The 10,704-nt window shown below is 60.7% G+C and carries 9 protein-coding genes; all 9 read left to right on the forward strand.

Going from position 1 to position 10,704, the window contains the following annotated elements; translation table 11 throughout:
• The first annotated feature begins 78 nt into the window (after positions 1–78).
• The 9 genes from Q1A91_RS17530 to Q1A91_RS17570 all read left to right on the forward strand — a co-directional run bounded on the left by Q1A91_RS17530 (position 79) and on the right by Q1A91_RS17570 (position 10,324).
• Positions 79–861, forward strand: a complete 783-nt coding sequence (locus Q1A91_RS17530) for a 5-oxoprolinase subunit PxpA (protein ID WP_299880432.1) — start codon at positions 79–81, stop codon at positions 859–861.
• A gap of 18 nt (positions 862–879) precedes the next feature.
• The gene (locus tag Q1A91_RS17535; protein ID WP_299880434.1) at positions 880–1,113 is read left to right on the forward strand and encodes an acetyl-CoA carboxylase; all 234 of its coding nucleotides are present in this window, start codon (positions 880–882) and stop codon (positions 1,111–1,113) included.
• Entirely contained in the window at positions 1,113–2,486 is a 1,374-nt protein-coding gene (locus tag Q1A91_RS17540) for an acetyl-CoA carboxylase biotin carboxylase subunit (protein ID WP_299880437.1), read from the forward strand. Before Q1A91_RS17535 ends, Q1A91_RS17540 begins: the two co-directional genes overlap by 1 nt.
• The gene (locus Q1A91_RS17545; RefSeq protein WP_299880440.1) at positions 2,483–3,358 is read left to right on the forward strand and encodes an allophanate hydrolase subunit 1; all 876 of its coding nucleotides are present in this window, start codon (positions 2,483–2,485) and stop codon (positions 3,356–3,358) included. Before Q1A91_RS17540 ends, Q1A91_RS17545 begins: the two co-directional genes overlap by 4 nt.
• Complete coding sequence (locus tag Q1A91_RS17550; protein WP_299880443.1) at positions 3,348–4,316, forward strand: biotin-dependent carboxyltransferase family protein; 969 nt, start codon at positions 3,348–3,350, stop codon at positions 4,314–4,316. Before Q1A91_RS17545 ends, Q1A91_RS17550 begins: the two co-directional genes overlap by 11 nt.
• 59 nt (positions 4,317–4,375) lie before the next feature.
• Positions 4,376–5,449, forward strand: a complete 1,074-nt coding sequence (gene torT, locus Q1A91_RS17555; protein WP_299880446.1) for a TMAO reductase system periplasmic protein TorT — start codon at positions 4,376–4,378, stop codon at positions 5,447–5,449.
• Positions 5,450–5,496: 47 nt separating this feature from the next.
• On the forward strand, positions 5,497–7,002 hold the full coding sequence (locus Q1A91_RS17560) for a sugar ABC transporter ATP-binding protein (protein ID WP_299880449.1): 1,506 nt from the start codon (positions 5,497–5,499) through the stop codon (positions 7,000–7,002).
• Positions 6,999–8,009 carry an ABC transporter permease gene (locus Q1A91_RS17565; RefSeq protein ID WP_299880452.1) on the forward strand — a complete coding sequence of 337 codons (1,011 nt, stop codon included), beginning with the start codon at positions 6,999–7,001 and terminating at the stop codon, positions 8,007–8,009. The genes Q1A91_RS17560 and Q1A91_RS17565 overlap by 4 nt, the downstream gene beginning before the upstream one ends.
• A gap of 152 nt (positions 8,010–8,161) precedes the next feature.
• The gene (locus Q1A91_RS17570) at positions 8,162–10,324 is read left to right on the forward strand and encodes a malate synthase G (protein ID WP_299880455.1); all 2,163 of its coding nucleotides are present in this window, start codon (positions 8,162–8,164) and stop codon (positions 10,322–10,324) included.
• Positions 10,325–10,704 lie beyond the last annotated feature (380 nt).

Raw genomic sequence — 10,704 nt, forward strand, 5'->3', positions numbered from 1 at the left:
ATGGTGTTTCTGAAATGCGTATTTTACATGTTTGCCGATTGCCCCAAGTCTTTACCCAACATACGAGGGGGCGCGAAGATGACCGCATTGATCGACCTGAACTGCGACATGGGCGAAGGATTTGGCCAATGGGTGTTGGGCGAAGCGCCGGATGAAGAGATCATGTCGCTGATCTCTTCTGCCAATATCGCGGCGGGTTTTCATGCGGGTGATCCGAACTCCATGGACCGGGTGGTCAAGCTGGCGCAGGCGTACGGTGTCGGGCTGGGGGCGCATCCGGGGTATAATGACCTGCAAGGGTTCGGGCGGCGGTATATCAAGACGTCCTCGGAAGAGTTGGTCAATGACATCGTCTATCAGGTGGGCGCGATCCGGGAGTTCGGGCGGCGGCACGGCATTCCGCTGCAACATGTGAAGCCGCATGGCGCGCTTTATATGGAAGCGGCCGTGAACGAAGAGTTGAGCCAGATGATTGTCGATATGCTGGTGAAGACCAGCGGGGAGACGATCCTGTTCTGCATGGAAAGCTCGCTCACCTATGGGATTGCCAAGCAATCGGGCTTGCCGGTGGTGCGGGAGTTCTATGCGGACCGCGACTATGACAATTCCGGCTCCATCGTGTTTGCGCGACAGGTCGGGCGGCCTGATCCGGCGGCGATTGCAGCCAAATGTGTGAAGGCCTGTCAGACCGGGATGGTCACGACCGTGGAGGGGGATGAGATCAAGATCGGGTTTGAATCCATCTGCTTTCATTCCGACACGCCGGGCGCGCTGGACATCGGCAAAGCCATCCGCAACGGGCTGACAGAGGCGGGCATCACCATCGCCTCCGCCAAGACGGTTCTGGAACAAAACAGCTAAAGCAAAGGGTTAAGAGACATGGCAGACATTCAATCCCCCCTTCCGGGCACGTTCTATCACAAACCTTCGCCTGAAGAGCCTGCGTTCAAATCGGCAGGCGACGCGGTTGCCGTGGGCGATGTGATCGGGCTGGTGGAAGTGATGAAGACCTTCATCGAAGTGAAATCGGAAATCGCGGGCAGCTTTTCGGGCTACAGCGTGGATGATGCCTCTCCCGTGACGGCGGGCCAAGTGCTGGCGACGCTGGACTGATGGCCATCAAACGTCTTTTCATTGCCAACCGGGGCGAGATTGCGGTGCGGATCATCCGTGCGGCAAAGGGCTTGGGCATTCACACCATTCAGGCGCATTCAGAAGCGGATGCGGATATGCTGGCGGTGAAGCTGGCGGATGAGGCGGTCTGCGTGGGGGCGGCACCTGCGAAGGAGAGCTATCTGAACATCGACGCGCTGATGGCGGCGATTGCTCAGACGGGTGCCGATGCGGTGCATCCGGGCTATGGGTTTCTGTCCGAAAGCCCCGCGTTTGTGCGGGCGGTGGAAGCGGCAGGCGTGACCTTTGTGGGGCCGTCTGCGGCGACGATTGAGCGGATGGGCGACAAGGTTGAAGCGCGCAAGGCGGCGGAAGCGGCGGGCGTGCCTGTTGTGCCGGGCTCGAAAGGTCGGGTGGATTCGGTGGATGACGCAGCAGCCGTGGCGGCTGAGGTGGGCTATCCGGTGATGATCAAGGCGGCTGCCGGTGGCGGCGGGCGCGGGATCAGAGTGGCGGATACAGAAGAGGAATTGCGCAAGCTGGCGCCGCAGGCGCAGCAGGAAGCGGCGGCAGCGTTCGGAGATGGCGGGCTGTATCTGGAGCGTGCTGTCCGGTCGCCCCGGCACATTGAAGTGCAGATATTGGGCGATGGCACAGATGCGGTGCATTGCTTTGAACGGGAGTGTTCGTTGCAGCGGCGGCGGCAGAAGGTCTGGGAGGAAGCAGGCGCGGATTGTCTGGATGATGAGACACGCGCGACCCTGTGCGCCTCAGCCGTGGCATTGGCGAAGGCCACAAACTATCGCGGGGCGGGGACGTTGGAATATCTCTACGATTCCGCGACGAATGAGTTTTTCTTTATCGAGATGAACACGCGCATTCAGGTGGAGCATCCGGTGTCAGAGATGATCACCGGTGTCGATCTGGTGCAGGAGATGATCCGGGTCTGTGGCGGGGAAGCGTTGAGCGTCCGCCAGGATGAGATCGTGCGGAACGGCCATTCGATTGAAGTGCGGATCAACGCCGAAGACCCCGCGATGCAGTTCATGCCCTGGCCGGGGAAGCTGGAGGCGATGACGGTGCCCGAAGGGGACGGCATCCGGTTCGATCATTTCCTCTATGAGGGATACCAGATCCCGCCGTTCTACGATTCGCTTCTGGGCAAGGTGATTGTCCATGCGCCGACGCGCAATGAGGCGATTGAGAAGATGAAGACAGCCCTGCAAGGCATTGAGCTTAAAGGGCTAAAGACAACCATCCCGCTGCATCTGGCTTTGGCCGATGACCCGGACGTGCGTGCCGGGAATTTCCACACGCAATGGCTGGAGCCATGGCTGGACGCGGGCAATTTACCCACAGGAGGTGCATCTTGAAGACACGTTATACCTTTGGCGGAGATGAGCACATCTACGTGGAGATGGATGAGGAGATGTCGCTGGACGCCTTCTTCAAATCGCTCTCCATGTCGAACGCGGTGCGTGAGGCGGATATTCCCGGCGTGACGGAGATTTGCCCGGCGAATGCGTCGTTTCAGGTCAAGTTCGACCCGGATGTGACCCACCCTGACGAGATGCTGCGCCGTGTGCAGGAGTTGGAGCACAAGGCAGAGAGTGCCGAGAAGCGGATGACCACGCGGATCATCGAGATTCCGGTCTATTATCAAGACCCCTGGACCCATGACTGCGTGATGCGGTTCCGTGAGCGGCATCAGGACCCGGAGGGGACGGACCTGTCCTATGCGGCGCGGATCAATGGCTATGACAGCGTTGAGGCGTTTATCGAAGCGCATCATTCGCAGCCGTGGTTTGTGTCGATGGTGGGCTTTGTGGCGGGTCTGCCGTTTCTCTATCAGCTGGTGGATCGCGACAAGCAGTTGGAAGTGCCGAAGTACCTCAGCCCACGGACGGATACGCCCAAGCACACGGTTGGCTATGGCGGCTGTTTCTCCTGCATCTATTCGGTGCGCGGGGCGGGCGGGTATCAGATGTTCGGGATCACCCCGATGCCGATCTACGATCCTGAGCAGAAGACCAGTTACCTCAAGGATTTCATGGTGTTCTTCCGGCCCGGTGACATCGTGAAATGGAAACCGATTGACCGCGCGGAATACGACCGCATCGAAGCGGCGGTTGCTGATGGCAGCTATGCCCCGCGCATCGCGGAGGTGGATTTCGATCTGGAAGCCTTCAACGCCGATATGGAAGGCACCAACGCCAAATTGATGGAGGCGCTCAATGCCGCTTAAAATCATCAAACCCGGACTTTCGACGTCAGTTCAAGACCTTGGCCGCCCCGGATATTTCCATCTGGGCATTCCGATTGGCGGTGCGATGGACCGCTATGCGCTGCGCGCCGCGAATATGCTGGTGGGCAATGACGAGGGGGCTGCGGGCCTTGAAGCTGTGTTCATGGGGCCCGAGATCGAGTTTACCGAAGACGCCACCGTGGCTGTCTGCGGTGCAGATATGCCGATGATGGTGGACGGGGAGGCGGTTGAGCCGTGGACCTCGTTTGACGTGAAATCTGGCCAGACGCTGAGCTTTGGGTTCCTCAAGACCGGGGCGCGGATCTATATCGCGGTGTCGGGCGGCATTGCCACGCCGCCTGATCTGGGCAGCCGGTCGACCTATCCGATTGGATCGCTGGGCGGTGTCGAAGGACGCCCCATTGCCGAAGGGGATGTGATCCCGATTGGCGGCGGCGCGGGCAAGGCGGGGCGGTCTGTGCCAGCCGAGTTGCGGCGCGGGCCGGGCAATCCGGCGCAATTGCGGGTGTTGCCGGGGCTCTATTGGAACCGTCTGACGGAGGCTGCGGGCAAGGGGTTCTTTGAGGATACCTGGACCGTGGCACCAGAAGCGGACCGGATGGGATACCGTTTCCGGGGCGGGCGGCATCTGGAGTTTGTCGACCGTGAGCAGCCGTTTGGGGCGGGTGCGGATCCGTCGAACATCGTGGATGGGTGCTATTCCTATGGCTCCATTCAGGTGCCGGGCGGGACAGAGCCGATTGTGCTGCACCGCGATGCGGTGTCGGGGGGCGGGTATTTCACCCTCGGCGCGATCATCTCGGCTGATATGGATTTGATTGGCCAGTTGCAGCCCAACACGCCTGTCAACTTCGTGAAAGTTGATATGGAACAATCCCTTGCGGCGCGCGCAGAGCGCAAAGCAGGTTTGCAGAAAATCCGAGACGCGCTCGCTTAAGAGCCGCTCAACCTGACGCGGGAAACCGCATTTCAACACCTGACAAGGAGGTCAGAACGATGAACTATGTCCTGAAGACAGCAACAGCGCTGGCGCTGGCGACAGCGATCCCGGCAATCGCCATGGCGGCGGACGCGTGGTATCCCTATGAAGCGGAGGAAGTGACGCCCGCGTTTGCAGCGGATGGTGCGGTGAACCCGGTGACCTATACGCCGCTGGAGAAGGCGGAGAAAGCGTGGAACATCTGCGTGTCCTTCCCGCATATGAAAGACGCCTATTGGCTGGGTGTGAACTACGGCGTGGCGGAAGAAGCCAAGCGGTTGGGCGTGAAGATGAACAACGTCGAAGCGGGCGGCTATACTGAGCTTGCCAACCAGATCAGCCAGATCGAGGATTGTGTGGCCGGCGGTGCGGAAGCCGTTGTTATTGGAGCGATTTCCTTTGACGGGTTGAACAACGTGATCTCCGAGATTGCAGGCAAGGGCATTCCGGTCATTGACGTGATCAACGGTGTGTCCTCAACGGATATTTCTGCCAAATCGCTTGTGTCTTTTGCAACGATGGGTGCCGAAACGGGCCGCTATCTGGCGGAGAAACATCCGGCGGGCAGCGATCCGGTGAAAGTGGGCTGGTTCCCCGGTCCGGCTGGCGCTGGCTGGGTCGAAGCGGCGCATTCCGGGTTCCTGGCGGCTGTCGAAGGCTCTGCCGTTGAAGTGCTGGAGCCGCGCTTTGGCGATACGGGCAAGGAAACGCAGCTCAAGCTGGTCGAAGACGTGCTACAGGCGAACCCCGATGTGCGCTATCTTGCGGGTACGGCTGTGACGGCGGAAGCGGCACAGGGCCTGATCCGGGAACGTGGTTTGCAGGGCGAAGTTGACCTGCTGGCGTTCTATATGACGCCGGGTGTCTATACCGGCATCAAGCGCGGTTTCATTCTGGCGGCACCGGCGGATTCCATGGTGGTGCAGGGCCGGATCGCGATTGATCAGGCGGTGCGCATTCTGGAAGGCAAGGACTACATCAAACATGTGGGCCCGAAGATCTTTGTCGTGGACCCTGACAACATCAATGATGTGCCACAGACAGATATCCTGCCTGCGGATGGGTATAAGCCGGTCTTTTCGGTCAACTAAAGACAAGTGGGCCGGGGGATCTCTCCCGGCCCAACCTTGGAGCAGACATGACATCCCCCCTGATCAAAACCACTGGTCTTTCCAAACAATACCCCGGTGTGCTGGCGCTGGACGCGGTCGATTTCGACCTCGTGCCGGGTGAAGTGCATGTGTTGTTTGGTGAGAATGGTGCGGGCAAATCCACGCTGATTTCGATGCTGGCGGGGGCGAATACGCCCAGCAGCGGGACGATTGAAGTTGAGGGGGAAGCGGTGCGTTTTGGCTCTGTCGCGGATGCGCAGGGCAAGGGGATCTACACCGTCTTTCAGGAGTTTTCGCTGATCCCGACGCTGACGGTGGCGCAGAATATCTTTCTGGGCTGGGAGCCGACGAAGGGGCCCTTCATTGACCATCGTGCGATGCGGCGGCGTGCGGCGGAGATGTTTGAGGAGCTGGATTTCCCGATTGATCCCTCAGCGGTGACCGCAACGCTGAGCCGGGCACAACAGCAGATGGTGGAGATCACCAAGGCCTTTCACGGCGACATGAAGGTGTTGATCCTCGATGAGCCAACCGCCTCGCTGACGGACCGGGAAGTGGATCATCTATTTGATTTCATTGAGACCTTGAAAGCCAAAGGGGTGGGGATCGTCTACATCTCTCACCGGATGCAGGAGTTTTCGCGGATCGCGGACCGGATCACGGTACTGCGCGACGGGGCGTTGATCGGGACCGTGGCGATGGCGGAGACGGATGATGCAGCCCTTGTTGAGATGATGACGGGCCGCGCGATTTCGGAGATCTATCCGCGCATCGAACGGCAGGACGGCGGGGTTGTTCTGGACGTCGCAGAGGTGCGGACGGCGGGGACGCTGCCGTGCAGCTTTGAAGTGCGCGCAGGCGAAGTGCTGGGTGTTGCGGGTTTGGTTGGATCGGGCAAGTCACGGTTGTTTCGGTCGGTGATGGGGTTGAACCCTCGGCTGGCGGGAACGGTCACGCTGGGGGACCGGGACATCAGCCAAGCCCATACGCGCGAGATCATTCAGGCGGGGGTGTACTACCTGTCGCCGGACCGCAAGAGCGAGGGGTTGGATCTGGCCAAGTCGTCGAATGCCAACCTTGGGGTGAATCCGATGATGGCACGGCTGGAGGAAAAGCTGCGTGGCTTTGTGAACTGGCGGGCGATTGGGGATAAGACCGAAAGCATCGCGGATCGGGTGGAACTGTCCACAGGATACCGCACCAAGCTGGTCTCTCAACTGTCTGGGGGTAACCAGCAAAAGGTGTTGTTTGGCAAGGCCTTCGGACAGGACATTGATGTGTATATCTTTGATGAACCCACAGTGGGTGTGGATATGGGCACCCGCGCGGCGCTCTATCTGTTGATCAAGGAATTGGCGGAGGCGGGCAAGGCGGTGGTGATGATCTCATCCGACCTGCCGGAGGTGCTGAACCTGTCGCACCGGATGCTGGTCTTTGCCCATGGCAAGATCACCGCAGAATTGAGCGGCGACGAGATGAACGAAGACACCGTCCTGAAATACTTCTTTGACGAAAGTGGAGCGACCGCATGAGTGACGCGACAACATCCAACCCCGTGTTCGGTGCCATCCGCAACCTGTTTGTGCGGGTGGGTGTGCTGCCGTTCTTCCTTGGGATTGCTTTGGTGCTGTTCACCATCCTGTCGGACAAGTTCCTGACGATGCAGAATCTGATGAACGTCGCACGGCAGTCGGTCTATCTGGTGCTGGTGTCGATGGGGCAGATGATTGTGCTGATCTCCGGCGGGTTCGACCTGTCCGTGGGCACGGCGATTGCGGTGACATCGGTGGTGTCGGCGCTTGGCATGGTCTGGGCCGTGGGCGTGTTCCCCGATGCGGTCTGGCTGGCGATTGCGCTGGGGGCGCTGATGGGATTTGGCGCGGCGTTGCTGATTGGTGCGGTGAACGGTTTGGGCGTGGCGTATTTCGAAGTATCGCCGTTTATCATGACGTTAGGCGTGTCGTCGGTCGCGGCGGGTCTGGCGCTGTTCCTGACGGGTGGCGTGCCGGTGAGCGGGATGCCCTTTGCCTTTGCGGACACGTTTGGCTTCGGCAGATGGTGGGGCGTGCCGGTGCCGGTGGTGGTGGCGGTGATCTGTATCGTGCTGATGTGGGTCTTCATGTCCCGCACGCGGGTCGGCACGCAGATCTATGCGGTGGGCGGTAACATCAAGGCGGCACATCTGTCGGCGATAGATACCAAGAAAACGCTGATGACGGCTTACATCGTCTGCGCGCTGATCGCCTCGCTGACGGGTCTGCTGCTGACGGCGCGGGTGGAATCGGGGGAGGCCAATCTGGGCGGCACGATCGCGCTGGAATCCATTGCGGCCTGCGTGATTGCGGGGGTCTCGCTCCGTGGCGGCATTGGCCGGGTGGAGAATGTGGTGCTGGGGGCGTTCTTTATCGTGCTGGTGCAGAACGGCATGAACCTGGCGCAGGTCAGTTCCTACATGCAGATGGTGCTGCTGGGGGCGCTGCTGATCCTTGCGGTGATCTTTGACCAGATGCGCTACCGGATGATCATGAGCGGTGGCTGAGGCGCGATTGTTCGATAAAATTTGAAAGTGTTGATCGGAGGGCTGGTCCATTTTGCCCTGACATGCCTATCTGCGTCTGGCGTAGCATCGCCGCAGAAATTGCATCATCAGGACCGCCTTGTTCCTTAAGGCGGGGAAAGTCGGGACGGACCATGGCCATCACAGCAGCACAACAGTATATCGACAGATCGGCCATCAAGGTGGACCGCGTTTTTGCGCAGTTCATCGAAGAGCAGGCCCTGCCGGGCACGGGCGTGGATGCGGCGGTGTTCTGGGACGGGCTCTCAACGCTGGCGAATGACTTTGGCCCCCGCAACCGGGCGCTGCTGGACAAGCGCGCGGCCTTGCAGGCGCAGATCGACGTCTGGCACCGGTGCCACAAAGAAAGCCCGCACAACCCCGCTGCCTACAAGGCGTGTTTGCAGGAGATCGGCTATCTGTTGCCGGAGGGCGGAGATTTCGCGGTTGAGACGGAGAATGTGGACCCTGAGATCGCCAGTATCGCGGGGCCGCAACTGGTTGTGCCGGTCACCAACGCGCGGTTTGTGCTGAACGCCGCCAATGCGCGCTGGGGCAGCCTGTATGATGGGTTTTATGGCACCGATGCGATGGGCACGGCGGCCCCGGCGGGGCCATTCGATACGGGGCGCGGGGCGCGGGTGGTGTCGCGCGCGGCGGTGTTTCTGGATGAAGCCTTTACCGTGGCGGGGACGAGCCACGGCAAGGCGGCGTCTTACACGGTGGTGGATGGCGCGCTGATGGTGGATGGCAGCGGGCTGGTGCAGCCGGAGAAATTCGTGGGCTATGCCGGGACACCGGATGCGCCGACGGCCATTGTGTTGCAGAACAACGGGTTGCATGTGGTTTTGGTGTTTGACCGGGATCATCCGATTGGCAAGACATCGCCCTCCGGCCTTGCGGATGTGGTGCTGGAATCCGCGGTCTCTGCCATTGTCGATTGTGAGGATTCCGTGGCCTGTGTGGATGCCGAGGACAAGGTGCTGGCCTACACCAACTGGCTGGGCCTGATGAAAGGCGATCTGGCGGAGACCTTTGAGAAGGGCGGCCAGACCGTCACCCGCAGCCTGCATGCGGACCGCAGCTATGTCGCGCCGGATGGATCCACGCTGAGCCTCAAGGGCCGGGCGCTGTTGCTGGTGCGCAATGTGGGGCATCTGATGACCACGCCCACGGCCCTGGACCGCGAGGGAAATGAGATTTTCGAAGGGCTGATGGATGCGCTCGTCACCACGGTGATTGCGATGCACGATCTGCAAAAGACCGCTGGCATGCGCAATTCCACCACCGGGTCGGTCTATGTGGTCAAACCCAAGATGCACGGGCCGGAGGAAGTGGCGTTCTCGGACGAGATTTTCAGCCATGTGGAGCAGGTTCTGGGCCTGCCGCGACACACGGTGAAGCTGGGGATCATGGATGAGGAGCGGCGCACGTCGGTCAATCTCAAGGAGTGTATCCGGGCCGCGAAACACCGGGTGTGTTTCATCAATACCGGTTTTCTGGACCGCACGGGGGATGAGATCCACACCTCGATGGAGGCGGGACCGTTCAGCCGCAAGGATTTCATCAAACGCAAGGGCTGGATCACGGCCTATGAGAACCAGAACGTCGATATCGGTCTGGAATGCGGCCTGTCGGGCCGCGCGCAGATCGGCAAGGGCATGTGGGCGGTGCCCGACAACATGGCGGCGATGCTGGAGGCGAAGATCGAGCATCCCAAGGCGGGTGCCAATTGCGCCTGGGTGCCCAGCCCGACGGCGGCGACGCTGCATGCGCTGCATTACCACCGGGTGGATGTGTTCGCTGTGCAGGCGGGCTTGGCCAAGGGCGGGCGGCGCGCCTATGTGGATGCGCTGCTGGAGATCCCCACGGCGACCTATCGCAAGTGGACCAAGGCGCAGATCCGCCGCGAGGTGGAGAACAACGCCCAGGGCATTCTGGGCTATGTCGTGCGGTGGATTGATCAGGGCGTGGGGTGTTCCAAAGTGCCGGACGTCAATGACGTCGGGTTGATGGAGGACCGCGCGACCTGCCGGATCTCCGCGCAGCACATCGCCAACTGGCTGCATCACGGTGTCGTCTCCGAGGCGGAGGTGATGGAGGTGTTCCAGCAGATGGCACAAGTTGTGGACCGGCAGAATGCCGATGATCCGGCGTATCGTCCGATGGCGCCGGGGTATGACGGGATTGCGTTCAAAGCGGCCTGTGATCTGGTGCTGGAGGGGACGCGGCAGCCGTCGGGGTACACCGAGCCTGTGCTGCATGCGCGACGGTTGGCGCTGAAGGCGGCTGGGTGATTGGGGGGTTATGGCACTTGTTTTGAGTGAGGCCATTGCACCCCACCACCTGCGCGACGTGCGCTGGGATATCGTCTGCCCCGGGGAGGCGATCTGACCTTCTTTCTCTGCCACTTTATGGTGCGGTGTATGCGTGCCCTCTCAATGACCCACCCAGCCTATCGAAATCGCCTGCCCAAGCGGGGGGCAGACGATGGCCCGGCGGCTACGCCTTGTTCCGGGCTGGGTGGTATTCGGGGAGGGTTGGTTTGAGCCCACACCAGACCTTTTGATTTTGTGCTGCGTGCGCTCGCAGCGTGGAGAATGCTGCGCCGGTGTTAAATTCGGTCCTGCCGCTCAGCGGGAAAACCAGCCATTCATGCAGAGTGCAGCAAGGATCA

This window comes from uncultured Sulfitobacter sp., assembly GCF_947500075.1.
Lineage (GTDB): Bacteria > Pseudomonadota > Alphaproteobacteria > Rhodobacterales > Rhodobacteraceae > Sulfitobacter.